This is a genomic window from Stenotrophomonas sp. KH_029, assembly GCF_057839765.1.
Genome location: NZ_CM174498.1, coordinates 3,547,138 through 3,572,188, shown reverse-complemented (window position 1 = coordinate 3,572,188; position 25,051 = coordinate 3,547,138). Strand labels below are relative to the sequence as shown.

22 protein-coding genes are annotated in these 25,051 nt (G+C 68.9%); 10 read left to right on the top strand and 12 right to left on the bottom strand.

All coding sequences use genetic code 11. The features are described 5' to 3' along the window. Window positions 1-84 precede the first annotated feature (84 nt). Window positions 85-3,072, top strand: coding sequence for an autotransporter family protein (locus tag AC3ITM_RS15980; protein ID WP_489266413.1), 2,988 nt, complete (start codon window positions 85-87; stop codon window positions 3,070-3,072). Window positions 3,073-3,163: 91 nt separating this feature from the next. On the opposite strand, the gene AC3ITM_RS15975 is transcribed toward AC3ITM_RS15980, so the two are convergent. From AC3ITM_RS15975 to AC3ITM_RS15965, 3 genes are read right to left on the bottom strand one after another with little or no spacing between them, the layout of a single operon-like run. Next, window positions 3,164-4,384, bottom strand: a complete 1,221-nt coding sequence (locus AC3ITM_RS15975; RefSeq protein WP_489266412.1) for a multifunctional CCA addition/repair protein — start codon at window positions 4,382-4,384, stop codon at window positions 3,164-3,166. 19 nt (window positions 4,385-4,403) lie between these two features. Further along, window positions 4,404-4,640, bottom strand: a complete 237-nt coding sequence (locus tag AC3ITM_RS15970; RefSeq protein WP_489266410.1) for a hypothetical protein — start codon at window positions 4,638-4,640, stop codon at window positions 4,404-4,406. 7 nt (window positions 4,641-4,647) lie between these two features. Further along, complete coding sequence (locus tag AC3ITM_RS15965) at window positions 4,648-6,627, bottom strand: transglycosylase SLT domain-containing protein (RefSeq protein WP_489266409.1); 1,980 nt, start codon at window positions 6,625-6,627, stop codon at window positions 4,648-4,650. Between the two features lie 143 nt (window positions 6,628-6,770). Between AC3ITM_RS15965 and AC3ITM_RS15960 the strand changes: the two genes are divergently transcribed. Further along, a complete protein-coding gene (locus AC3ITM_RS15960) occupies window positions 6,771-7,178 on the top strand; it encodes an ExbD/TolR family protein (protein ID WP_489266407.1) in 408 nt (135 codons plus the stop codon). 156 nt (window positions 7,179-7,334) lie between these two features. Here the strand turns inward: AC3ITM_RS15960 and AC3ITM_RS15955 are convergent, their stop codons facing one another. Then, window positions 7,335-8,591, bottom strand: coding sequence for a hypothetical protein (locus AC3ITM_RS15955; RefSeq protein WP_489266405.1), 1,257 nt, complete (start codon window positions 8,589-8,591; stop codon window positions 7,335-7,337). Between the two features lie 218 nt (window positions 8,592-8,809). Here AC3ITM_RS15955 and AC3ITM_RS15950 point away from each other — a divergent pair, with 218 nt between their 5' ends. The 3 genes from AC3ITM_RS15950 (at window position 8,810) to AC3ITM_RS15940 (ending at window position 13,041) form a co-directional block, all read left to right on the top strand. Next, window positions 8,810-11,683: a TonB-dependent receptor gene (locus AC3ITM_RS15950; RefSeq protein ID WP_489266403.1), complete on the top strand. Its 2,874-nt coding sequence runs from the start codon at window positions 8,810-8,812 to the stop codon at window positions 11,681-11,683. 164 nt (window positions 11,684-11,847) lie between these two features. Continuing rightward, window positions 11,848-12,474 (top strand): LysE family translocator, encoded by a 627-nt coding sequence (locus tag AC3ITM_RS15945; RefSeq protein ID WP_489266401.1) that lies wholly within the window; start codon window positions 11,848-11,850, stop codon window positions 12,472-12,474. 87 nt (window positions 12,475-12,561) lie between these two features. After that, the gene (locus tag AC3ITM_RS15940; RefSeq protein ID WP_489266399.1) at window positions 12,562-13,041 is read left to right on the top strand and encodes a VOC family protein; all 480 of its coding nucleotides are present in this window, start codon (window positions 12,562-12,564) and stop codon (window positions 13,039-13,041) included. A gap of 51 nt (window positions 13,042-13,092) precedes the next feature. On the opposite strand, the gene AC3ITM_RS15935 is transcribed toward AC3ITM_RS15940, so the two are convergent. Next, a complete protein-coding gene (locus AC3ITM_RS15935; RefSeq protein WP_489270122.1) occupies window positions 13,093-13,635 on the bottom strand; it encodes a M23 family metallopeptidase in 543 nt (180 codons plus the stop codon). A 123-nt stretch (window positions 13,636-13,758) separates the two neighbouring features. Between AC3ITM_RS15935 and AC3ITM_RS15930 the strand changes: the two genes are divergently transcribed. The 3 genes from AC3ITM_RS15930 to AC3ITM_RS15920 all read left to right on the top strand — a co-directional run bounded on the left by AC3ITM_RS15930 (window position 13,759) and on the right by AC3ITM_RS15920 (window position 16,700). Then, a complete protein-coding gene (locus AC3ITM_RS15930) occupies window positions 13,759-14,601 on the top strand; it encodes an AraC family transcriptional regulator (protein WP_489266397.1) in 843 nt (280 codons plus the stop codon). A gap of 288 nt (window positions 14,602-14,889) precedes the next feature. Beyond that, complete coding sequence (locus AC3ITM_RS15925; RefSeq protein ID WP_489266395.1) at window positions 14,890-15,702, top strand: alpha/beta hydrolase family protein; 813 nt, start codon at window positions 14,890-14,892, stop codon at window positions 15,700-15,702. Window positions 15,703-15,806: 104 nt separating this feature from the next. Beyond that, complete coding sequence (locus AC3ITM_RS15920; protein ID WP_489266393.1) at window positions 15,807-16,700, top strand: EamA family transporter; 894 nt, start codon at window positions 15,807-15,809, stop codon at window positions 16,698-16,700. 9 nt (window positions 16,701-16,709) lie between these two features. Here AC3ITM_RS15920 and AC3ITM_RS15915 read toward each other — a convergent pair whose 3' ends face one another. The 4 genes from AC3ITM_RS15915 to AC3ITM_RS15900 all read right to left on the bottom strand — a co-directional run bounded on the left by AC3ITM_RS15915 (window position 16,710) and on the right by AC3ITM_RS15900 (window position 19,976). Then, on the bottom strand, window positions 16,710-17,450 hold the full coding sequence (locus AC3ITM_RS15915) for an endonuclease/exonuclease/phosphatase family protein (RefSeq protein WP_228885456.1): 741 nt from the start codon (window positions 17,448-17,450) through the stop codon (window positions 16,710-16,712). Between the two features lie 53 nt (window positions 17,451-17,503). After that, complete coding sequence (locus AC3ITM_RS15910; RefSeq protein WP_489266391.1) at window positions 17,504-18,304, bottom strand: thiol:disulfide interchange protein DsbA/DsbL; 801 nt, start codon at window positions 18,302-18,304, stop codon at window positions 17,504-17,506. Window positions 18,305-18,440: 136 nt separating this feature from the next. After that, a complete protein-coding gene (locus AC3ITM_RS15905) occupies window positions 18,441-19,085 on the bottom strand; it encodes a thiol:disulfide interchange protein DsbA/DsbL (protein ID WP_489266390.1) in 645 nt (214 codons plus the stop codon). A gap of 105 nt (window positions 19,086-19,190) precedes the next feature. After that, window positions 19,191-19,976: a c-type cytochrome gene (locus AC3ITM_RS15900; RefSeq protein ID WP_489266389.1), complete on the bottom strand. Its 786-nt coding sequence runs from the start codon at window positions 19,974-19,976 to the stop codon at window positions 19,191-19,193. A 155-nt stretch (window positions 19,977-20,131) separates the two neighbouring features. Between AC3ITM_RS15900 and yihA the strand changes: the two genes are divergently transcribed. Beyond that, window positions 20,132-20,755, top strand: coding sequence for a ribosome biogenesis GTP-binding protein YihA/YsxC (yihA, locus tag AC3ITM_RS15895; protein WP_489266387.1), 624 nt, complete (start codon window positions 20,132-20,134; stop codon window positions 20,753-20,755). A 76-nt stretch (window positions 20,756-20,831) separates the two neighbouring features. On the opposite strand, the gene AC3ITM_RS15890 is transcribed toward yihA, so the two are convergent. The 3 genes from AC3ITM_RS15890 to AC3ITM_RS15880 form a co-directional block, all read right to left on the bottom strand. After that, the gene (locus tag AC3ITM_RS15890) at window positions 20,832-21,803 is read right to left on the bottom strand and encodes an MBL fold metallo-hydrolase (RefSeq protein ID WP_489266385.1); all 972 of its coding nucleotides are present in this window, start codon (window positions 21,801-21,803) and stop codon (window positions 20,832-20,834) included. A 98-nt stretch (window positions 21,804-21,901) separates the two neighbouring features. Beyond that, window positions 21,902-22,720 (bottom strand): helix-turn-helix domain-containing protein, encoded by an 819-nt coding sequence (locus AC3ITM_RS15885; RefSeq protein WP_489266383.1) that lies wholly within the window; start codon window positions 22,718-22,720, stop codon window positions 21,902-21,904. After that, window positions 22,720-23,418: a VIT1/CCC1 transporter family protein gene (locus tag AC3ITM_RS15880; RefSeq protein WP_489266381.1), complete on the bottom strand. Its 699-nt coding sequence runs from the start codon at window positions 23,416-23,418 to the stop codon at window positions 22,720-22,722. The genes AC3ITM_RS15885 and AC3ITM_RS15880 overlap by 1 nt, the downstream gene beginning before the upstream one ends. Before the next feature lie 239 nt (window positions 23,419-23,657). On the opposite strand from AC3ITM_RS15880, the gene AC3ITM_RS15875 reads away from it, so the two are divergent. Continuing rightward, window positions 23,658-25,022: a glutamate--cysteine ligase gene (locus AC3ITM_RS15875; protein WP_489266379.1), complete on the top strand. Its 1,365-nt coding sequence runs from the start codon at window positions 23,658-23,660 to the stop codon at window positions 25,020-25,022. The last annotated feature ends 29 nt before the right edge of the window (window positions 25,023-25,051 follow it).

Sequence of the window (25,051 nt, the reverse complement as noted above, 5' to 3'; positions counted from 1 at the left end):
CGCTGCCCGGCCAGAGTACGGCCCACGGTCTGCGTAGCCATGGCGGACTTCTGCCGTACCCCTCTCGTCGAACAGGACTGGTGTATGCGCCCCATGCTCGTATCGCCGGCACGCACGGTGCTGGCCGACCACGTTTCGCGCTGGATCCGCCGCGGTTGCGGCGGCGCGCTGGGCACGATGCTGCTGGCCGGGGCCGCGCCGGCCTGGGCCGGCTGCGACAACCCGGCGCCCGCCCAGGGCCAGACCGTGACCTGCTCCAGCGCCGCGCCCAATCCGGACCCGGTGCCGGTCACCACCGCCGCCGGCGCCTCCAATACCACCATCAACGTCCTGGCCGGCGCCCAGCTGGCCATCGCCAGCGGCAATGCGCTCACCGTACAGGCCGGCAGCGGCCATGTGATCAACAACGACGGCAGTATCATCGCCAGCGCCGGCCGCGCGCTGCAGCTCACCGGCGCCACCAGCGTGGTCAATCGCGGCGTGATCCGCGGCAGCACCGGCGGCATCGTCTTCGGCGCCGGCAACGATCGCCTGGACATGCTCGGCGGCAGCATCGGCGGCGGTGTACTGCAGGGCGAGGGCAACGACACACTGGTGATACGCGACGGGGTGATCGACAGCGTCGACCAGGGCGATGGCCAGGACAGCCTGGAGATCAGCGGTGGCAGCGTCACCGGCACGGTGCAACAGGGCAACGGCATCGATACCCTGCTGATGACCGGCGGCACCCTCGGCGCGCTGCTGCAGGGCGACGGCCTGGACCGCTTCCGCATGACCGGCGGGCAGATCGTCGGCGCGTTCGACGATGGCGACTACGGCGAAATGACCGGCGGCCGGATCGGCCGGGTCAACATGAAGCTGGAAGACAACACCTTCCTGATGTCCGGCGGCACCATCGACGGCAACCTGGTGACCGGCTTCGGCAACGACACCATCGTGCTCTCCGACGGCTACATCGGCGGCAACATCAGCGTCAGCGGCGGCAACGACAGCGTCACCATCACCGGCGGTACCGTGCGCGGCGAGATCCGCCTGAGCTTCGGCAACGACCGGATGGACTGGAGCGGCGGTGGCGTCGTGCATGGCCTGGTCGACTTCGGCGAGGGCGATGACAGCGCGCGCCTGAGCAATCTCAACGTCGCGCACCTGGGCGCCTTGCCCGGCTTCGACGGCGGACTGGGCAACGACCGGCTGGACTTCAGCAACGTCAAGACCAATGGCGTGTCGCGGTTTTCCAACTGGGAACAGGTCAACCTGGCCACCGATACCCAGCTCACCTTCGATGGCGGCCTGACCCTGGGCGACAGCGCCAGCGGCACCGGCGTGCTGAACATCGACGCCACCAGCGTGGTGTTCGGCGGCAATGCCAGCGGCCGCATCGCCCCGTTCGCGGCCACGCAGCTGGCCACGGTCAACAACGCCGGCCGCATCGACCTCAGCAACGGCGGCAACGTGGGCGACAGCTTCACCATCGTCGGCAACTACGTCGGCAACAACGCCGCGGTGTACCTGCAGACCGTGCTGGGCGATGACAGCTCGCTGTCGGACAAACTGGTGATCTCCAACGGCGTGGCCAGCGGCACCACCGGGGTGGGCATCCTCAATGTCGGTGGCGGCGGCGCGGCCACCGTGGCCGACGGCATCCTGGTGGTGCAGGCGATCAATGGCGCCAGCACCGCGCCGAATGCGTTTGCGTTGTACAACCCGCTGGCCGCCGGCGCCTTCGAGTATTTCCTGTTCAAGGGCGGGGTCAGTGCCGGTACCGGCGAGAACTGGTATCTGCGTTCGACCCTGGTCAACGGCGCCACGGCGGCGCCGGCCGCGCCGCCGTTGGGCGTGTCCACGGTGACCCCACCGCCGCCCCCGCCGGCCGCCACCGGCACGCCGCCGGCCGCGCTGCCACCGCCGCCGTCGGCGGATATCCCGGAGAATCCGGACCCGTTGGCCGCCGAGCCACCGCCACCGCCCGCGCCCCCGCCGCCGGCCGCCGTGGCGCCGCCGGCCCAGGACCTGCCGCCGGCGGTGCCGACCGCCGCGGCGGCCGTCCCCGGCGCGCTGGCGCGGCCGCCCAGCCCGGGTGCACGCGCGGCGGTGGGCGGCATCATTCCGCTGTACCGGCTGGAAACCGGCCTGTATTCGGTGGTGCCGCCGCTGCTGCGCGAAGCCAGCCTGGCCAGCCTGGGGACGTTCCACGAACGCCAGGGCGAGCAGCGGCTGCTGGCCGGGCAGGGCAGCGCCCGCGCGGCCTGGGCGCGGCTGGTCGGGCAGAGCCATGAGCAGCATTGGGAAGGCGATGCGCAGCCCGGTTTCGACGGCGACGTGCAGGGCATCCAGGCCGGCCTGGACCTGTATGCCACGGCCGATGACAACCACCGCGACCAGTTCGGCGTGTTCCTGGGCCGCACCCGCGCGCAGGGCAATGTCAGCGGGTTTGCGATCGGCTGGGAAAACGTCGCGGTCGGGCGCACGCGCCTGGACGACAAGCACGTGGGCCTGTACTGGACCCGCGTGGGCAGCCGCGGTGGCTACCTCGATGCGGTGGTGATGCGCAGCCGCTACGACGGCGACGCCCAATCGGCGCGTGGCCTGGGCATCGATGTGCACGGCGATGGCACCACCGCCTCGCTGGAAGTGGGCAAGCCGCTGCTGCGCCTTGGCCAGTCGGCCTGGTGGCTGGAACCGCAGTTGCAGGTGATCTGGCAACGTACCGAGATCGACGACGCTGCCGATCGCATCGCCCGGCTGCGTTTCGATGCCGACAGCGCCTGGACCGGCCGCGCCGGCCTGCGCCTGGCCGCCGACTACGATATCGCCGGCAACGGCTGGCAGCCGTATTTCAAGCTCAACTACTGGCAGACCCTGGACGGCGAGGACCGCATCGACTTCGACAGCAACCGCATCACCAACCAGCAGGGCACGCGCGCGCTGGAAGTGGGCGTCGGCGTGGTGGCGCGGTTCAATCCCAACGTCAGTGCCTTTGCGGTGGCCGACTACACCCGTGACCTGGAAAGCAGCGCGCAGAAGGAGCGCAAGGTGGTGGAGGGCAATATCGGGCTGCGTTTGGATTGGTAGCGGGTGCCGGCCACTGGCCGGCAACATCCACAGCGCAGTCAGACCCGCGAAGGCATGGCCATCAGGGCGCAGTCAGCGGGCGGCGTCACCGTCAGCGCGCCGCGCGTATGGCCTGGGTGCGCGCCCGCGCCAGCGCCTGGCCTACCGCCGGGCCCTTGAGGTGGGTCAGGTCCAGGTCGCGGGCCTGCACGGCCAGGGCGGCCTGGTGCAGGCGGTTCAAGGTGGCGCCTTGCGGGTAGTCGCTGTCGGTGTAGCCGAGCCGGCCGCGCTTGTCGGCTTCGCAGCACAGCGCGATCCGGGCGATGCGCTCGGGGCGGCGGAAACCGTCGCAGCGGCCCAGCAGTTCCAGCACGGTGGCATCGCGCAGTTCGTCGATACGGTGCACGTTGAGGTGGTCGCGGCAGACCGCTTCGGCCAGCTGGCGGTGGTCCAGCGGCACTTTCAGGCGCTCGCACAGGGCATGCAACGGTGCGATGCCGCGCTGCTCGTGCATGAGGTGGCGCGGCCATTCGGCCGGCGGGGTCAGGCCCTTGCCGAGGTCGTGGGTGAGCGCGGCGAAGCCGATCAGGTCATCGCCCGGCGCCAGCTGCGCGGCCATGTCGCTGACCATTTCCTGGTGCACGCCGGTATCCACTTCGGGGTGGAACTCGGCCCGTTGCGGTACGCCGTACAGCGCCTCCAGCTCGGGCAGCACCGCCGCGAGCGCGTGTGCCTCGTGCAGGGTGCGCAGGAAGGCCGACGGCTGCGCGCTGGCCAGTGCCCGGCGCAGTTCCTGCCAGACCCGTTCGGGGACCAGCGCATCCAGTTCGCCGCTGGCGGCGATCTGGCGCATCAGCGCCATCGTTTCCGGCGCCACGCTGAAACCCAGTGGCGCCAGGCGCGCCATGAAGCGGGCCGCGCGCAGCACCCGCAACGGGTCCTCGACGAAGGCCGGGCCGACATGGCGCAACACCCGCTGCTGGATATCGCGCACGCCGCCATACGGGTCCACCAGCGCCCCGCTGGCCTCATCGCAGGCGATCGCGTTGATGGTGAAGTCGCGGCGCTGCAGGTCTTCCTCCAGCGTCACCGACGGGTCGGCATCGACCACGAAGCCACGATAGCCGCGCCCGGACTTGCGCTCGGTGCGCGCCAGCGCATATTCCTCGCCGGTATCGGGGTGCAGGAATACCGGGAAATCGCGGCCCACCGCCTTGTAGCCCTGCGCTTCCATCTGCGCCTGGGTGGCACCCACCACCACCCAGTCGCGGTCGCCGGGGGGGCGTTGCAACAGGCGGTCACGCACGGCGCCGCCAACCAGATAGATCTTCATGCCGCGCATCATGCCGCAGTCAGGGCAGGCCCCGCCATTGCGGTACCAGCAGGCCGGCGATGAACCATACGGCGTAGACCAGCCACAGGCAGAGGAAATACAGCTTGATCTGGGCCGCATCCCAGCGCGTGCCCCAGCTGTCGATGAAGGGCAGCGACTTCCAGCCCTCCAGCCAGTCTGCGCCGCCCCAGCGCAGCACCCACAGCGCCAGCAGGCTCCAGCCGGCAAACAGGGCGCACCACGCCAGCAGGGTCATGGGCGCTTCAATCCCCGCCTTTGTCCGCGCTGGCCGTGCAGCTGAAGCTCTTGCGCTTGGCCTGCAGCCGCCCGTTCATGCGGTCGGTTACCGGCAAGGCGTCGCCGTTCAAGCGCCAGTCGTAGATCACGCTGAAGGCCAGGATCCGCGCCACGTACTCGCGGGTTTCCTTGTAGCTGATGGTCTCGATCCAGATGTCCGGGTCGAAGCCGGGGCGCTGCGACTGCCAGCGTGCGGTCGGGGTGGGCCCGGCGTTGTAGGCGGCGATGGTCACGTAGGGCAGGCCCTCGTACTTGTTCATCAGCTGGCGCAGGTAGGCGGTGCCGATGGCGATATTGGTGTCCGGGTCGTACAGGCTGGCCGCGCCGCCATAGTTGGTCAGACCGATCGACCTGGCCACGCCGGCGCCGGTGGCCGGCAGGACCTGCATCAGGCCCATCGCGTTGGCCGGCGAGCGCGCCTTGGGATTGAACGTGCTCTCGGCGCGGATCTCGGCGGCCACCCAGGCCGGGTCGATCGCGTTGCGGGCCGATTCGCGGCGGATCGCATCGTCGTGGTGCAGCGGGAAGCGCAGCGCGTACAGGCGCTGTTCGTCGGGGGTCTTGCCCAGCGAGAACACCGCGCGGTCGAACCAGCCGTTGTCGCGCGCCACTTCCACCGCGATGCGGCGCTGGGTGGTGTCGTAGCGGCTCAGGGCGTCATTCCACTCGGCCACGGCCCAGCCGGCGCGTTCGATCTTGAACAGTTCCATCGCGCGCACGATGGCCGGGTCGCGCGCCACCGCCGCCTGCGCCTGGGCGCTGTCGTTGGGTTCCCACGGGCACAGCGTGTAGGTGGACTGGCCGAGCTGGTCGGCGGCCAGGAAGCCATGGAAAGTGGCCGCGCGAGCCGCCTCGCGGTACAGCGGCTGGGCTTCGTTGCGCTTGCCGGTTTTCTCCAGCATGCGGGCCTCGAAGTAGCGCCAGCGCGAGTCGCTGCGCTGGGTCGGGCCCATCTTGCGGATCGCGGCCAGCGCCTGCGGCCAGTCGCCGCGCGACATCGCTTCGCGCGCGCGCCATTCGTGCAGGCGCTCGTCGTAGGCCGAATCGGGCACCGCGTTGAGACGGCGCGCCGATTCGGGGCCGTACGAGGCCACCGTCCACAGCGCCACCTGGTACAGCACCTGCGCCTGCTGGGCGGCGCTCAGCTGCAGCGCGTTGGCGTACTGCGGCAGCTGCTGCTCGGTGGCGGCCGGGTCGGCCTTGGCCAGCTTGGCCAGGCCGTCGGTGGCGATGCGCCGGCTGCGTTCATTGCGTGGCCAGTTCAAGGCGCTGGCATTGGGTTTGTCGACGAAGGCGGCGTAGGTGTTGGCCAGGGCCAGGTCGGCGGCGGGCAGGCCGCGCGCGGCGCTGCGCATCACCGCCGGCTGCTGTTCGTCGGCGGCCGCATCGATACGGGCCCAGCGCAGGTCGGCGCTCAGGCCGCCCTTGGCATCGAGCACGGCGAACACCGCATCGCACGCATCGGGCAGGGACTTGCCGGTGCTGCGCCAGATCGCCTGGGCCTCGCTGGTCCACTGCGCATCGGCCTTGCCGGTGGCCTGGCGTGCATTGAGCTGGGCGCAGCGCAGGCCGACGTTGTCGGTGGGCGCCCAGTTGGCAAGCAGGGTCGGCCAATCCTGGCGACGGGCCAGCGCCGGCAGCCAGGCGCTGCGGAAACTGGCGGCCACCGCCTGGCCGTTGTAGCGCTTCAGGAACGCCTGGGCCTGCGCGGTACCGACGGTGTCGATGTTGCGGCGCAGGTTGGCGTACTCCAGCCAGCCATACAGCGGGTGCCTGGCCAGCGCGGCGGCCTGGGCCGGGTCGAACTGGCCGCGCTCGGCGTTGTCGATGGCGGCCTTGAGCTGCGCGCGCTGCGCATCCAGGCTCTGCGCGCCGGCATCGGCACCGGCGCCGGTGCAGGCCAGCAGGACGGCGGAGCTGAGAAGAAGCAGGGAAAGTCGATTCATGGCGAAAGCATAACGGCGCGGCGTGAACGGCGGTGAGGGCAAGCCGACTCGATGATGAACGGATGCCCAGCGGGCACCCGGCAGCGGCCGGCGCCGGCGTAGTCTCGGCCATGGGGCAACCGGCCCCAGGGAAGGAGCAGACCATGGCATTCAGTGCAGCAGGGACCTCTGGACCACTGGCGCAGATCAACGTCACCCCGTTGGTCGATGTGATGCTGGTGTTGTTGATCATCTTCATCGTGACCGCCCCGATGGTGTCCATGCCCATCCCGGTCAACCTGCCGCAACGGACCACCACCGTGGTGCCGCCCATCGAACCACCGCCACCGATCGAACTGCGCGTGGATGCATCCAACCAGCTCAGCTGGAACGGACAGGCGATGCCGGTCGCTGCACTGCAGGCGCGCCTGCACGAACAGGCGCAGGCCCATGCCGGCAACTTGCCCGAGTTGCGCATCCGCACCGATCCGGGCTCGGAGTACGAAGTGACAGCCAGGATCCTGGCGGCGGCCAGCAATGCGCATATGGACCGCATCGCCTTCGTTCAATAGGTGCCGCCGATGCAAGAAGAGCGGTACTGCTTGCCAGTCCGCTCTTCTTGATTTTGCCTGACGAGATCCCCGGGACCATGGCAGCGAGGGCGAGGCTGTAGCGCCATTTACATCGAATTGTCGATCACAGGTGCTTGTTGCATGTGGGGACATGGGCTATCTGGCCATGCAGGTTACGGTCCGTCCATCCCATGAACAGGACATCCGGCTCTGGCCTGACGTCGCCCCGGTGATGGGAACGCCATATTGTCGGGCAGAGTTGATCCAGCGTTCCATATCATTTGGTCTACCGAAATAATAAGCTCCGGCATAGGTTGGCGCCGTAGCTGGGTCCGCAATGGACTCATCTGGCACCTTGTTTCCGGTGCTGTCCCGGCTTTCACCCTTGACGTAGCGGGCTTCCGCAACATTGTCGGCGGTAATTTTGTATATTGTTCTGGACCCATCCCGCCAGTTTATTATTATCGTGATGGTTCCACCGCCTTTCAGGCTGGACCAGTTGAGTGCCGCTTGTTGAATGGAAAGCGCCAGGTTGTTCCAGTTTGGGCTGCCGGTGTTGGCTCCTGACAGCTCTGTTGCAAGGTGCTGGCCAAGACGGGTGCGCAATGTTGCTGATTCGACTATGTCGAAGGTGTTCGAATTTTTGTATGCCTCCGGAAATCTGAGTCCGTTTGAGCTGCCAGGATTGTCCGGGTGAATGTTGACGACGGGCCCTCCGCCCGAGCGCGCCGCAGTTTTTTCGGTTTGCTGTGGTTGATTGATGGTTGCTTCAATGATTCGGTAGAACGCTTGCTGAATCTGTGTGGGAACGGGGGTCGGCACGGCCCTCCACTTTCTTAGTTCACGGTCGTACTCGACATCGAACGCACTAAGTTTGACGCTTTCAAAATCGACGATAACCGTCAAGCCGGCCCCTGACAGGATCGCGGCATCTTTGGGTGACGCGCAATGATTGCATTCGATCAGCCCGCCCGCTCGCGCGTCGTCAATGAGACCGGTCAGGCTTATGGCTGCGCCGATAGCTACAATCAATGCAATTTTTAGTTTGCATGGCATATTTATTCTCCTGTTATCCGTCATTGTCGGAAGTGTTTGTATGCGACGTTTTTCGGCGGAAATCCTTGACTCGTTGCTCAGATCCATAGACTTGACTGGAGTCCTAAAACATTTGAAACGTCTACAGGTCTGCATCAATCCGGATGCGCTCGATGTCTCTTCGCATGAGAAAAATGGATTGACGTTGGTCGAAGTGATGATGGATAGGCTTTCTAGACGCGCCTGCACGAACAGGCCCATGCCGGCAACCTGCCCGAGTTGCGCATCCGCACCGATCCGGGCTCGGAGTACGAAGTGACAGCCAGGATCCTGGCGGCGGCCAGCAATGCGCATATGGACCGCATCGCCTTCGTTCAATAGGCCACTTCACCGACGAGCGTGACGCAGAACGCCCCGGAATGCCGGGGCGTTCTGCATTGCGGCGCCTGGCTTTCGCCTATTCGGACTTGTCGTAGTCAGGTGAAAGCGCGGCAACGGTCACGTCTTCACTTTTACAGTTTGTTTACAAAGGAAACGCTGCCGCCGTGCAGGGGCTGCGGCAGCCCCAGCCCAACATTCCTTTGTGGAGAGAGCGAATGAACGACCTGCACCACCGCCCGCTGGCGGTTGCCGTATCGCTGTGCCTGTTGTTGGCTGTCCCGGCATTGGCCGGCGCCCAGGAAACACCCCGCACCACGACCGAGCTGGACCGGGTCGAGGTCACCGGTTCGCGGATCAAGCGGGCCGAGATGGAAGGCCAGGTGCCGATCCAGACCCTGAGCCGCACCGAGATCGAACGCACCGGCCTGAACTCGATCGGCGAGGTGCTGCAGCAATTGACCGGTTCCGGTTCGGCGTTGAACGCCAAGTTCAACTCCTCGGGCAACTTCGGCTTCCCGCCCGACGGCAGCGGCGTCGGCGCAGGCTCGGCCCAGGTCGACCTGCGCCACCTCGGTGCCAAGCGCGTGCTGGTGCTGGTCGATGGCATCCGCTGGGTCAACGAATCCTCGGCTTCCGGGGTGGGCGCGGCCACCGATCTGAACACCATTCCGCTGGCGATCGTCGAGCGCATCGAAGTGCTGGAAGACGGCGCGTCCTCGCTGTATGGCTCCGACGCGATCGCAGGGGTGGTCAACATCATCACCCGGCGCCAGTTCGATGGCGCGCAGGTGACCATGAACTACGGCCAGTACGGTACCGGCGACGGCGCACAGAAGGGCGTGGACCTGGCCTGGGGCACCAGCGGAGACCGCTACAGCCTGTTCCTCGGCGGCAGCTGGGTGAAGCAGGACCCGGTGTATGCCAACACCCGCGAGCAGTCGCGCTTCCCGATCCCGGGCACCGGGCTGGCGTTCGGCAGCGGTGGTATCCCGCAGGGCCGCTTCGCCTTCGTCGACCCCAACACCGGCGCCGAACAGGACATCGTGCCCAACAGCGGAGTGAACAATCCGCGCTATGACGGCAGTGCCGGCTGCGACCGCAGCGACGACTACCACTGCTTCACCTCGGCCGACCGCTTCAACTTCGCCGAGTACAACCTGCTGCTCACTCCTTCCGAACGCAAGGGCATCTTCGGCCAGTTCCGCTTCGACATCACCGACAACATCCAGTGGTACATCAAGGCGCTGGGCAACCGTCGCGAATCCACCAATCAGGCCGGCCCCGAACCGTTGTTCTTCGGCCCCGACGGCGCCACCGGCAACCCGCTGGCCGACAACATCGTGGTGTCCGCGCTGAACCCGTACAACCCGTTCGGCTTCGACCTGGTGTCCTCGGGCAACATGAGCCTGATCGGCCGGCGCCCGGTGGAGGGCGGCCCGCGCGTGTTCAAGCAGGAGGTCAATACCCAGTACTTCGCCACCGGCCTGGTCGGCCAGTTCGAGGCCGGCAGCCGCAGCTGGTTCTGGGACGTCAACGGCATGTACAGCAAGAACAAGGCCGAGCAGACCAACCACGGCAGCTACGACATCTACAAGATCAACATGGCGCTGGGTGACCCGGCCGTGTGCGCGGCCACGCCCGGCTGCGTGCCGCTCAACATCTTCGGCGGGGCCGGCTCGATCACCCCGGACATGCTGCGCTGGATCCAGCCGGTGGTGCGCGACCGCAGCCAGAACGAACTGAGCCTGTTCACCGCCAACCTGAGCAGCGAGCTGTTCACCCTGCCGGCCGGCCCGGTCGCCTTCGCCACCGGTGTCGAGCACCGCAAGTACGAAGGCCGCTACCAGCCCGATCCGCTCACCGTGATCGGCCACTACAACGGCGTGCCGTCGCTGCCCACCTCCGGTTCGTACGACGTCAACGAGGCCTACCTGGAGTTGAGCATCCCGATCTTCGCCAAGAGCGCGCTCGGCGAAAAGCTCGACCTGAGCCTGGCCGGGCGCTATTCGGACTACTCCACCTTTGGCGGCGAGTTCACCCCCAAGTACGGCCTGCGCTGGCAGGTCACCAACGACTTCGTGCTGCGCACCAGCTATGCCGAGGGCTTCCGTGCGCCGTCGATCGGTGAACTGTACGGGTCGGCCGCGCGCGCGGACCTGCAGTTGTTCGACCCCTGCTCGGTCGGCTTGGGCGGCACCCCACCGCGCGGCAATGCGGCCAACTGCGCGGCGCTGGGCGTACCGACCGGCTTCCAGCAGGCCAACTCGCAGATCTCGGTGACCACCGGCGGCAACAGCGAACTGGACCCGGAACGCTCGCGCAGCTTCAGCGCCGGCTTCGTCTGGAGCCCGTGGTTCGGCACCGACGCCAGTTGGTCCGATCGCTTCGATGTGGAGGTGACCTTCTACCGCCACGCCATCGACGGGGCGATCCAGGCGATCAACGCACAGACCCAGCTCGACCTGTGCGTGGACACCCTGGACCCGCTGTACTGCGCCGGCATCACCCGCGCCTCCACCGGTGCGGTCAGCAGCTTCAACAACCGGCTGACCAACCTGGGCTCGATCAAGACCGATGGCTGGGACGTGGACCTGTTCTGGACGCTGCCGCAGACCCGGGCCGGCCAGTTCAAGCTGGGTTGGCAGAACACCTTCGTCGGCCGCTACGAGGCCGTCGGCGCGGCCGGGCAGAAGCAGCCGCAGGAGCCCGGCGTGGAAGTGGCCGACAGCTCGATCCCGGAATGGACCAGCAACGCCACCCTGAGCTGGACCCTGGCCAACTGGAACGCATCGTGGACGGTGCGCCACATTTCCGAGCTGACCGAGGAGTGCGGCGATGCGGCGGCCTTCCCGGTCTGCAGCAACCAGGCCGAGGGCACCAATAAACTGGAGGCCACCACCTTCCACGACATGCAGGTGGGCTACAAGGTCGACTGGATGAAGGGCCTGCAACTCAGCGCCGGCTTGAACAACGTGTTCGACAAGGATCCGCCAATCTGCCTGTCGTGCTCGTTGAACGGCTACGACGCCTCGACCTACGACATCCCGCGCGGCCGCTACTGGTACCTGCGCGCGGACCTGCGGTTCTAACGGGGCGGTAAACCCGGCGTGACCCGAACGGGGCGCCCATCAGGCGCCCCGTTCGTTTCAGCCGGTCGTGGCTGTAACCAATGCTGGGCCGCCGGGGCAGCATTGCGGCATTATTGCGGGGCCGGCCAGCGGCCGGCGCTCCCCTTTCCTGTCGAACGATTGTCATGAACCTGCATACCTGGTGGATCTACGCCGTCACCGTGTTCATCCTGTGCGGCACGCCGGGCCCGAACATGCTGCATGTGATGACCCGCAGCGTGCAGGTCGGGTTCCGCCGCAGCGTGGCGGCCATGGCCGGCTGCCTGACCGCGCTGGTGCTGGCCCTGGCCATCTCCGCCGCCGGCCTGGGCGCGGTACTCAAGGCCTCGCCGCTGGTGTTCGATGTGCTGCGCTATGCCGGCGTGGCCTACCTGGTCTACCTGGGTATCAAGGCCTGGCGCGGCGGGGATGCGCCGCTGGATGTGGGCAACACCGGCAGCCTGGCCTCGCGCTCATGGCGGGTGCTGTTCCGCGATGGCTTCATCATCGGCATCAGCAACCCCAAATTGCTGCTGTTCGCCTCGGCCTTCCTGCCGCAGTTCGTCGACCTCGGCCAGCCGCAGGCGCCGCAGTTCGTGGTGCTGGTGGCCACCTTCGCGGTGATGGAAATGTTCTGGTACGCCATCTACGCCGCCGGCGGCCACAGCCTGGCCGGGTATCTGTCGCGCCCGGGGCTGCGCAAGGTGTTCGACCGCGTGGTCGGCACCATCTTCATCGGTTTCGGGCTGGCGCTGCTGCGCGCCCGGCCGTGAGCATCCGGCGCGGGGCAGGCAGCACCGGCGCGTAACGCCGGCGGGGCTAGAATCGGGCGCCTCCCACTGTGAACCCGGAGAATCGCCATGCTCGCCAAGAACACCCTCTGTCTCTGGTACGACGGCACCGCGCTGGAGGCGGCCACTTTCTACGCGGCCACCTTCCCGGACAGCGCGGTCACCGCCGTCCACCATGCCCCCGGCGATTTCCCCTCGGGCAAGCAGGGCGACGTACTGACCGTGGACTTCACCGTGGCCGGCATCGCCTGCATCGGCCTCAATGGCGGCCCGGCCTTCAAGCACAGCGAAGCATTCTCGTTCCAGGTCGCCACCGACGACCAGGCCGAGACCGACCGCCTGTGGAATGCCATCGTCGGCAATGGCGGCCAGGAAAGCGCCTGCGGCTGGTGCCGCGACAAGTGGGGCATTTCCTGGCAGATCACCCCGCGCATCCTCAGCCAGGCGGTGACCAGCAAGGACCCGGCGGTGGCCAAACGCGCGTTCGAGGCGATGATGACCATGCGCAAGATCGACGTGGCCGCCATCGAGGCGGCGATAAAGGGCTGATGCAGCCGCAGGGCCGCGCCACCGGCGGCGGGCGCCGGCCTGGCGCGTGTTTCAACGCGCCGGTGGCGTAGGCGCGCGGCGCCACGCGCGCAGCAGCGGCAGGGGATCGCGCGCGCCGTCGGCGCCGTAGATGCCCCAGTGCAGGTGTGGCGGGGTACCTTTGGCGTTGCCGCTGTCGCCCACCTGGCCCAGCACGGTGCCGGCGCTGACCACGTCGCCGCGGGCCAGGCCCTCGCGCCATCCCTCCAGGTGCGCGTAGTAATACCGCTCGCGGGCCGGCCCCAGCACCCAGACCTGGCGCCCGCCCAGGCCGCCGTCGCGGATATCCATTACGACCCCGGCGCTGGCGCTGCGCACCGGGGTGCCGCGTCTGGCGAAGATGTCCAGGCCGGCGTGGTGGCGGTCGCGCCCGCGCGGCGCGCCGAACGTGTCGGCAATGGCGCTGGCGCGCACGCCGTCCACCGGCACCGGCAACGCGCTGGCCGGCGGCATCTGCGACAGCGCCCACAGTGCACGCGCCGGGCCGGTGTGTGCGATGGAATCGGCGTGGACGAAGGCGGGCGGGGCATGGCACTCCAGTGGGCCCGATGGCAGGCCGATCTTATGCCGCGGCACCGGTACGCACCAATCACCGCTGCCGCACAGCAAGAACGGCCAAATGCACCGGCGCGGCCTGCGCTACCCTGCGCAGCTGTCGACCCGAACCGATTCCATCGCATGAGCGCGGCACGCAGGGCCCTGTGGTACATCGAAAGCCACCATGCCGAAAACCTGACGCTGGCCGATATCGCGCACGCCGTGCAGCTGTCGCCGTTCCACCTCTCGCGGCTGTTCCAGGCCGGTACCGGTAGCTCGGTGGTGCGCTATCTGCGCGGGCGCCGGCTGAGCGAGGCGGCGCGCCGCCTGGCTGCCGGTGCCGGCGACATTCTCGAGGTGGCGCTGGGTGCCGGCTATGCCTCCCATGCCAGCTTCACCCGCGCCTTCGCCGACCAGTTCGGGCGCACGCCGGAGCAGGTGCGCGAGCAGGGCGTGCACGGGCTGGCCCTGGTGGAACCGCTGCGGCTGCACGACGTTGCCGCACCTTGCGCGGTGGAGACGCGCCCGCGGCCGGGACGCGCGCTGCGTATCGCGGGTATCGGCGCGCGGCATACCCCGGCCACCGTTGCCGGCATTCCCGCGCAATGGCAGCAGCTGGCGCTGGCCCGGCCCGCCTGCGGCGGCATCCGCTATGGGGTGTGCTGCCATGGCGATGACAGCGGCGGCTTCGACTACATCGCAGGCATCGAGGTACGCGCGGCCGCGCCGCTGCCGGCCGGCTGGCAGGCCGTGGATATCCCCGCGCGGCCCTACCTGGTGGCCTGGCACGACGGCCACATCGCCACGATCCGTTCCACCTGGTACTGGTTGTTGAACGTCTACCTGCCGGGCGCCGGACTGAGCCTGGCAGATGCTCCGGACATGGAACGCTACGACGCCCGCTTTGACGATACGACCGGCCTGGGCGGCGTGGAAATCTGGTTGCCGCTGGCCGCGGCCCCACACTGCAAGGAAACCGCATGACCACCCCGCTTGTTCGTTGCTGGACCCTGGCCCTGTTGCTGTTGACGGCCCCGGCGCTGGCCGGCCCACCGGTGCCGGTTGGCGAGCGCCACGGCAGCGCACGCCTGCCCAGCGCCGCAGTGCGCGATGCGCAGCAGCGCGACAGCGTGCGCTACACCGTCTGGTACCCGGCCCAGCCCGGCGCCGACGAGCAGCCGGTGGTGATCGGGCCGCCGCAGGCGCCGTTGTTCACCGTTGGCTCGGCTGCGCCACAGGCTGCCGTGGCCAGCGGCCAGCGGCCGGCTGCCGGTGCTGCTGCTTTCGCATGGCAATGGCGGCAGCGCGCGGATGATGGGCTGGTTCGGCATCGGCATGGCCCGCGCCGGTTACCTGGTGATCGCGGTCGACCACCCCGGCAACAACGGCGTGGACCAGCCCACCACCGCCGGCAGTGTGCTGATGTGGGAGCGCGCCGGCGATCTGGCCGCGGCATGGACGGCGGTGCAGGCCGACCCGCAGCTGTCGGCCCACCTCGATACCCGCCGCGTGGGCATTGCCGGGTTCTCGGCCGGTGGCTTCACCGCACTGCTGGCCGCTGGCGCGCGCGCGGACATGCCGCGGCTGCTGGCCTTCTGCGCGGCCCATCCCGACGATGGCGTGTGCCAGCCGCAGGCCGAAACGCCCGCGCTGACCCTGGCGCAGCGGCAGGCCGCCGCCGGTACCCCGGCGCTGGCCCCGTTCGTCGCCCGGGCCGGCGGCGACCACGCCATCGCCGGGGTGCGCGCGGTGTTCGTGATGGCACCGGCGATGCTGCAGGCCTTCCCGCCGGCCACCCTGCAGGCGCTACGGCAGCCGGTGTCGATCCTGGTCGGCGATGCCGACCGTGTGGCCCCACCGGCCACCAACGCCATGCCGGCGGCAGCGTCGATCCCCAACGCGCAGCTGCGCATCCTGCCGGCGGTGGGCCACTACGATTTCCTGGCCGACTGCACCGCCGTGGGGCTGCAGCGCGTCGGCGCACTGTGCCAGGTAGCCACGCCGCGGGCGGCCACGCATCAGGTCGCGATCGCGCAGGCCACGCAGTTCTTTGCCGAGGCGATGCCGGAGCCGGGGAGTAGGTAGACCGTCGCCGAGGCGATGAAGACGATCCAGGATCGATGCGTCGGCGGGCGGAAGCGCATGGCCCACCATGCAATCGCTGTTTCGGGACGGATTATGCTGTGCCGATGACCACCTCACGCCCCTCCATGCTGTTTCCCGTCCTCGCCGTGCTCGGCTCGGTCACCGCTCTGTCGGTGGGCACCTCCTTTGCCAAGCAGCTGTTCCCGCTGATCGGCGCGCAGGGCACCAGTGCATTGCGCGTGGGCTTCTCGGCGCTGGTGCTGCTGATGGTGTTCCGGCCATGGCGCAGGGCCACCTCGCGCGCCGACGCCGGGGCGATCATCCGCTACGGGGCCACGTTGGGGGTGATGAACCTGCTGTTCTACATGGCGCTGCGCACGATTCCGTTCGGGATCGCGGTGGCGATCGAGTTCTGCGGGCCGCTGGCGGTGGCGATGTGGTCCTCGCGCCGGCCGATCGACTGGTTGTGGGTCGGCTGTGCGCTGGCCGGGCTGTTGCTGCTGCTGCCGCTGGGCCATGCCGAGGCGCTGGACCCGGGCGGGGTGCTGTTCGCGCTGGGCGCGGCGGTGTGCTGGGCGCTGTACATCATCTTCGGCAAGCGCGCCGGCCACCTGCCGGCCGGGCATACGGTGTCGCTGGGGTTGTGCGTGGCGGCGCTGGTGGTGGTGCCGGTGGGCGTGGCGCATGCCGGCATGGCCTTGCTGGAGCCGAAGATCCTGCTGTTCGGGCTGGGCGTAGCGATTGTCTCCAGCGCGATCCCGATGTCGCTGGAGATGGCCGCGTTGAAGCGGCTGCCCAAGGAGACCTTCGGCATCCTGATCAGCATGGAACCGGCGGTGGCCGCATTGCTGGCGATGGGCCTGCTGGCCGAACACCTCACGCCGCTGCAGTGGGCGGCGATCGGTTGCACGGTGCTGGCTTCGGTGGGCAGCACGGTAACCGCACGGCGGGCCCGGTCGGTGGCGCCCTCCTCGGCGGCGGTACCGCCACCGACGTAGAGCCCCGCTCTACGTGCGCAGCGCGTGGCTGGGGACGTCGATCGCCATGGCCAGGGCCAGGTGGTCGGAGAACGCGGCCGGTACCGCTTCGGCGCTGCGTTGCTGCAGGCCGCTGCTGAGCAGGATGTGGTCGATGGCCCGGTCCGGGCGCCAGCTGGGGAAGGTCGGCACCGCGCAGCCGGGCGGCTGCAGGGTGGTCTTCTGGTACAGCACCTGCATTTCCGGGCGCTCGGCCAGGCAGTTGAAATCGCCCATCAGCACCGCATTGGGGTGGTCGGACAGCAGCTCGGCGATGAAGGCCAGCTGCGACATCCGCGAGTTGGTGCCCAGCGACAGGTGCGCCACCGCCACCGCCAGCCCCTGGCTGCCATCGCCGAACTTGGCCAGCAGCACCCCGCGCCCGCCGATGCGGCCGGGCAGGGCGTGGTCCTGCACTTCCACCGGCTCCAGCCGGCTGAGCAGGCCATTGGCACTGGAGGCCACCCCGCCCATACGACGGTTGGGCTGGTGGCTCCAGTAATTGAACCCGGCCCGCTCGGCCAGGTAGTGGGTCTGGTTGGTGAAGCCCGAGCGCAGGCTGCCGGGGTCGGCTTCCTGCAGGCCCACGATGTCGTGCCCGCGCGCCAGCTGGGCAATCGCATCCAGGCTGGTGCGCTTGCGCCCGGCCGGCAGCGCATGCGACCAGCTGCGGGTCACATAATCGCTGTAGCGGCGGGTGCTGCTGCCGGCCTGGATATTGGCCGTCAGCAGGCGCAGGGTCCGCGTGGTGGGGGAAGTCACAACGGTAGCCAGGTCCAACCCGATCAGCTGCCCTTGGCGGCGCGTTCGCGGGCGATCAGGTGATCGGCGATGCGCAGCATGTCCGGGAAGCTCTTGCCCTTGACCAGGTACTTGCCGTTGACGATGACCGATGGGGTGCCGGTGATCTTGCTGCGCTGGGCGAACTGCTTGGCGGCATTGGTCTTGGCGTTGACCGCGAAGCTGCCCATGGTGCTGGCGAACTGCTTGGCATCGGCGCCGTGCTTGGCGTAGAAGCCGGCGATGTCGTCGACCGAATCGGCGCCGCGCTCGCCCTTCAGGGTCTGCTCGGCGTGGATGGCGGCATACATGGCTTCGTGGGTCTTGTCCTGCAGGCCCATGCTCTGCGCGGCGTAGAAGGCGCGGGCATAGTTGTCCCAGGTGCCGCCGAACATGGCCGGAACGTAGACGAAGTTGACGTCGCTGGGCAGGCCAGCCTTCCACGGCCCGATCAGCGGCTGGAACGCGGCGCAGGCCGGGCACACATAGCCGAAGATTTCGGCCACTTCGATCTTGCCGGTGGCCGGCTGGAACGGCTGGCCGTTTTCGATCAGCTCATAGTCGCTGCCTTCCACCGGCTCCGGGCCGGTCGGGCGCGAGGCGGCCGGGGGCGTGGCGGTGGCCGCAGCGGTTTCGGCCGCGGCGGTTTCACCGCTGGCGGCGGTGGCCGCCGGCTCGGTGGCCGGGGCGCTGCTGGTGGCCGCCGGTTCGGTCGGGGCGGTGGTGTTGGCGGTACCGTCCTGGGCCTTGCAGGCGGCCAGGATCGGCAGCAGGGCCATGAGCACAATGGCGAAACGGGTCTTCATCGAAGCATCTCCAGCGGATGAGCATGTTGGGGCCGGCGCTGTGGGCAGCGGCCAAGGGGGAATCATGGCACGCGCGAACGGGCGCCCGGCGTGCACGGTAAGTGACGGTTCAGCGAGCCTGCACGGGCAGCGCCGCTCAGCGGGCGCGTTCGCCGCGCGCGCGGGCGATCAGGGCGTCGGCGTTGCGCAGCATGGCCTCGAACGAGTCGCCCTTGACCAGGTAACGGCCATTGACCACCAGCGCCGGCGTGCCCGGCACCTGGGTGCGCTGGGCGAAGCTGCGCGCGGCCTTGATCTTTTCGTCCACCGCGGGGTCCTTGAGCGCGGCCAGGTAACGCGCCGGCTCCACGCCGTAGGCCTTGTAGAAGGTGGCCAGCTCGTCGGGCGACACGTTCTGCATCGGCAGCGAGCGCTGTTGGTGCAGGGCATCGAACATCGCGCGGTGGCTGCGCTTGGCCACGCCAAGCTGGTCGGCGGCGTAATAGGCGCGTGCGAACGCATCCCAGACCCCGCCGAACGCGGCCGGGACCGGGGTGAAGCGCACATCCTTGGGCAGCTTGGCGGCCCAGGCTTCCAGCTGCGGCTCGAAACGCGCGCAGTGCGGGCAGGTGTAGCCGAACATCTCCACCACTTCGACCTTGCCGGCCAGCGGGGCGTACGGGCCGGGCTGTTCGATCAGCTCGTAGTCCTTGCCTTCGACCAGTGCCGGCGGTGCGGCGGCCAGGGCGGACAGCGGGCTCAGGGCCAGCAGCAACAGCATCAAGCGGGGCATCAACGTCATCTACATCCATCTCCATCGGAAAAAACGACGCCGGCCCATCGCCGGCGTGGCAGTGAACATAACCCGCCGCAGCGGCCGGGCGGCCACCGCGCCGCCAAACGGTGCCTACGGTGCCTTGGGCGGTGCGGCGGCGGCCAGGTCGTCGGCGCGGTTGTGCAGGCCTTGCAGGTAGCTGCCCAGGGCCTGGATTTCCTGTTCGGTCAGCTGCTTGGCGATGCTGGCCATGATCTGGAAGTGGGCCTTGTCGGTTTCCTGGGTGGTACCGGCCTGGTACTCCTGCAGCCGGCGCGCCACATAGGCGGCATGCTGGCCGCCCACATGCGGGTAGGCCGGGCCCGGGTTGCCGGCACCGGTGGGGCCATGGCAGGCCATGCAGGCCGGAATGCCGCGTTCGGCATCGCCGCCGCGGTAGAGCTGCTGGCCGATCTCGTAGAACTTCCTGCCGGCGTAGGGGCCTTCGCCGACCAGGCCGTCGTCGGCCAGCCCGGCGCCGGCCTTCTGGGTGGCGAAGTAGGCGCCGATGTCGCGCATGTCCTGCGGGCTGAGGTCCTGCACGAACGGCACCATCGCCGCAGCGGCCCCGGAGCTGCGCTGGCCGTTGGCGATCAGCGCCATCTGCTGGGCCACATAGCGTTCGCTCTGCCCGGCGATGCTGGGATACATCTCCACGGTGGAGTTGCCGTCGGCCGAATGGCAGGCCGCACAGGCCGCGGCCTTGGTCTGGCCGGCCTTGGCGTCGCCCCAGGTGGTCTTGCTGAAATCGACCTCCAACGAGGCGGTCTTGATCGGCCCGTTGTCCGGCAGTGGGGTGATCGAGGTCTGGGCGACGGCAACGGCGGCCAGCAACGAGACAGCAACAGCGGAAACGGCAAGAACGCGAGCATGGCGCATGCGGAAGCTCCGTGTGGACCGGCCTGGCGGGTGCAGGGTGCACACGCGGGGATCGACCGATTATCCATGCGCTTTCACGCTACGGTCAACGCAGGGTGCAGCATAAAGCGCGCCGGGGCAGCGCGGAGCGGGCCCGGACATGCGATCCTATGGGCATGTCATTGCTCCTCGAACGTGCCCACTACCTGCTTTCGGCCCACAACACCCGGCAATTGCCCGAGGATGTCGGGGCCGAAGTCGCCTTTGCCGGGCGCTCCAACGCCGGCAAATCCAGCGCCCTCAACGCCCTGACCCGCCAGAACAGCCTGGCCCGGGTCTCCAAGACCCCCGGCCGCACCCAGCAGCTGGTGTTCTTCGAGGTCACCCCGGACGCCAAACTGGTCGATCTGCCCGGTTACGGCTACGCCAAGGTGCCGCTGGACCTGCAGGCCCACTGGCAGGCCTTCATCGACCAGTACTTCCGTACCCGGCAGGCGCTGCGCGGCCTGGTGGTGGTGATGGACATCCGTCACCCGCTGAAGGACTACGACCGCCAGATGCTGGCCTATGCGGTGCAGCGCGGCCTGCCCGCGCATGCGCTGCTGACCAAAGCCGACAAGCTCGGCCGCGGCCAGCAGGGCATCGCCCTGCAGAAGGTGCGCAAGGAACTGCAGTCCTCCTTCGGCGATACGGTCAGCGTGCAGACCTACTCCGGCCCCGCCCGCCAGGGCGTGGACGAGGCGCGCGAGATCATCGGCGGCTGGCTGGGCCTGAACAAGCCGGCGGCGGAAACCGCGTAATCGGCAATGCCGGCCGCGCCCCGCAGCGGTAGGCACCGACCGTTGGTCGGTGCGCCCCCTCACCCGGTGTGCCGGTTCACCGCAACGGCGCAAACTCCCCCGGCACCCACGCAAACGCCTGGCCCTCGCGGCGCACATGGCCCAGGCCCGGGAACGGCAGGTGCGCCCCGGCCACCCACCCTCCCTGATCCGCCGCCTGAGCCATCATCGCCCGGCGGCTGGCGATCGCCGCCGTGCGGTCGCTGTCCGCCTCGAACGCGGCATCGGGCCGGGCGAACTGCACGGCATGGAAGTGCACGATGTCGCCCCACACCAGCAGCGACTGGCCGTTGCCGCCATCCAGTTTCCACGATACGTGGCCGGGCGTGTGCCCGTGGCTGTCCAGCGCGGTCACCCCGTCGGGCAGGGCCTGCCCGGGCGTGAACCGGCGCAGCTTGCCGGCGCTTGCATACGGAGCCACCGCCTTGCGCGCCAGCGCGAAGGCAAAGCGCACGCCCTGCGGGGCGCCGGCTTCGCTGGCCGGGTCCAGCCAATAGCCGGCATCGGCGGCCGACAACCACACCGTCGCCTTCGGGAAGGCCATCTGGCCCTGCGCATCGAGCAGGCCGCACAGGTGGTCCGGATGGGCGTGGGTGAGCAGCACGTCATCCACCTCGGTCGGATCAAACCCGGCCGCGCGCAGGTTGCCCAGCACCTGGCCCAGGCCGGGGCCGAAGCACTGCGCGGTGCCGGTGTCGACCAGGGTCAGGTGCCCGCCACGCTGCACCAGGTAGGCATTGACCGCGGTCTGCAGGCCCTTGCCGTCTTCGGGGACATAGCGGTGGTCGAGCAGGCGGGTGACCGCGCCCGGGTCGATCCCGACCAGTTCCTGCCGGCCCAGCGCCACCGTGCCGTCGAACAGCGCGGTGACCTGCAGCGTGCCGATCTGCTGGTGGTAGACGCCGGGCACCTGTGCGGTCGGGCGGTGTGCGGTGCCGGCCCAGGCCGAACCGGCGCAGGCGGTCAGCAGCAGGGCGCTGGCCAGGTGGCGGACAGAGGGGAGGGACATACGATCTTCCATGCAGGCGGCCGGTGCCGCGGTAACCCCATGCTGCGCGCCGGCGCGCGCGTGGTTCGCTCACAATGCGCCGCGATCCGCTCGCCGCCTCAGCCGTTGCCGATCGCCCCCGGCTCCAGCCCATAGCGGGCGGCGAAGCGTTTGCTGAAGCTGCCCAGCGAGCGGTAGCCCACCCGTGCGGCCACCGTTTTGAGCGGCAGCCGGGTGGTGTAGAGCAGGGTCATCGCATGCGCCAGCCGCGCATCGGCGATCAGCTCGCGCATGCTGGCCTGTTCGCCGGCCAGCCGTCGGCGCAGGGTCGCCCCGCTCAGCCCAAGCTGCTGCTCGAAGTCGCGCGACTGCCAGTCGCGTTCGGGCTGGGCGGCGATCAGGTCGCGGATGCGTTCGCCCAGGCTGGGCTCGGGCGGTACCAGCAGGCTGCCGTGGCCGCGCCGGCAGAACGCCAGCACCAGCGCGGCCAGGGCAAGGCGCGCTTCGCTGTAGCGGCCCTGTTCCAGCGCCTGGCGCCACTGCCGCAGGCTGTGGCCATGCTCGGCCAACGGCAGCCGTGCCAGCGCATCGCCTGCCTCGGGCAGCGGCTCGTTCCACAGCACGCGCGCGGCCGCCAGGACTTCGGCACACAACGGCACGATCGCGCTCAGGTAGACCCCGCTGGCCGGATCGGGAATGTTGACCACATCGATGCGGCAGCGCCGGGTGATCAGGAACAGATCGCCCGGCACCAGCTGCAGCGATTGCTGCCCGCAGGCGACCTGCTTGCAGCCCTGCAGCAGGATCGCAAGCTGCGGCTGTGGAATCTCCACCGAGCTGGCGCCATGTTCGCGGCGCGCGGTGATGCAGGCATAGCCGTCGGCACGCTGGCAGTCGGCCAGGCTGGCCATTTCGGCCAGCAAGGGATCGGTGGGCATCACGGCGCTGTATCGAACAACTGGCCGATCAGCGCCGCCGCGCCCATCGCCAGCGCCCCCCAGAACACCACCCGCAGCGCACCGCGCAGCGGCGGCGCGCCGCCGGCACGGGCGGCCATTGCGCCGGTCAGGCCCAGTCCGGCCAGGGTGGCAGCAGTGGTGAACTGGGCCACCTGTGCATGGGGGGCCAACAGCGCGGTCAACACCGGCAACACGGCGCCGCAGGTGAATGCCGCGGCCGAGGTGATGGCCGCCTGCAACGGGCGCGCGCGCAGTGCCTCGGTGATGCCAAGCTCGTCGCGCGCGTGCGCACCCAGCGCATCGTGCGCGGTCAGTTGCACCGCCACTTCATGGGCCAGGGCCGGATCCAGGCCGCGCTGGCGATAGATCGCGGCCAGCTCCTGCAGCTCGCTGTGCGGGTCTTCGTGCAGCTCGCGTTTCTCCACCGCCAGGTCGGCCCGTTCGGTATCGGCCTGCGACTGTACCGACACATACTCGCCGGCGGCCATCGACATCGCCCCGGCCACGGTGCCGGCAATGCCGGTAGCCAGTACGGTCGAGGCCGAGGCGCCGCTGGCGGCGATGCCTACCACCAGCCCGGCCACCGACACGATGCCGTCATTGGCGCCCAGCACGGCCGCGCGCAGCCAGCCGGCGCGGTCGGAGCGATGCACTTCGGGGTGTCTGGAATGGCGCATGCGCTCAGTCTAGGCGGTCGCCCCGGGCAACGGTGAACCGCTGCGGGCTTGGGCAGGGTGCCGGTGTCGCGCACGGCCCTGGGTGGGGCAGGGCCGCCAATGCGCAACTGCGTCCGGTGGGATGCTGAAATCCGTCACGGTGACGCGACGGCCGCAGGCGCCACGATATAGTGCGCCCTTGCGATGCGAGGCGATCAGCCCCACATCCCCGTCCAGACCAGAATCCTGCGAGCCTCCCCTTGTCGAGCCCCAGCCACGTCGCCGAGACGCCGATCACCGACCGAAACGAACTGGTCGCCACGTTGGCCTCCGGGGAAAAGCCCAAGGCGCAGTGGCGCATCGGCACCGAGCACGAGAAGTTCGGCTTCCGCCTGGACGACCTGCGCCCGCCCACCTTCGATGGCGAGCGCGGCATCGAGGCCCTGCTCACCGGCCTGACCCGCTTCGGCTGGGCGCCGGTGATCGAGGGCGGCCACACCATCGCGCTGCTGCGCGACAACGCTTCGGTCACCCTGGAACCGGCCGGCCAGCTGGAACTGTCCGGCGCGGCGGTGGAAACCATCCACCACACTTGCGTGGAAACCGGCACCCACCTCAACGAAGTGGCGCAGGTGGCCGGCGAACTGCAGCTGGGCTTCCTCGGCATGGGCTTCCAGCCCAAGTGGACGCGCGATGAGATGCCGTGGATGCCCAAGGGCCGCTACCGGATCATGCGCGACTACATGCCCAAGGTCGGCTCGCTCGGCCTGGACATGATGACCCGCACCTGCACGGTGCAGGTCAACCTGGATTACGCCACCGAAGCGGACATGGTTAAGAAGTTCCGCGTATCGCTGGCGCTGCAGCCGATCGCCACCGCGCTGTTCGCCGATTCGCCGTTCACCGAAGGCAAGCCCAACGGTTTCCAGAGCTATCGCTCGCACATCTGGACCGATACCGACAACGACCGCACCGGCATGCTCGACTTCGTGTTCGAAGACGGCTTCGGCTACGAGCGTTACGTGGACTACCTGCTCGACGTGCCGATGTATTTCTCCTACCGCGACGGCAAGTACCACGATGCCAGCGGGCAGAGCTTCCGCGATTTCATGCAGGGCAGGCTGCCGGCGCTGCCGGGCCAGCTGCCCACGCTGCGCGACTGGTCGGACCACATGACCACCGCGTTCCCGGAAGTGCGGTTGAAGAAGTACCTGGAAATGCGCGGTGCCGACGCCGGCCCGTGGAGCCGCCTGTGCGCGCTGCCGGCGTTCTGGGTGGGCCTGCTGTATGACGATGCCGCGCTGGATGCGGCCTGGGACCTGGTCCGCGATTTCAGCCTGGCCGAGCGCCACGCCTTGCGCGACGGCGTGCCGCGCCACGCATTGAAGCTGCCGTTCCGCAACGGCACCGTGCGCGACCTGGCCCGTGCGGCGCTGGAGATTGCCGTGGCCGGCCTCAAGCGCCGCGCCGCGCTCAATGCCGACGGCCAGGACGAAAGCCATTTCCTGGATGTGCTGCAGGAAATCGTCGATTCGGGCCTGACCCCGGCCGACCGCAAGCTGGCGCTGTTCAACGGCGAATGGAACCAGAACATCGACCCGCTGTTCAAGCAGTTCGCGTATTGAGTGCCGGTGACGACCAACGGTCGTCACCT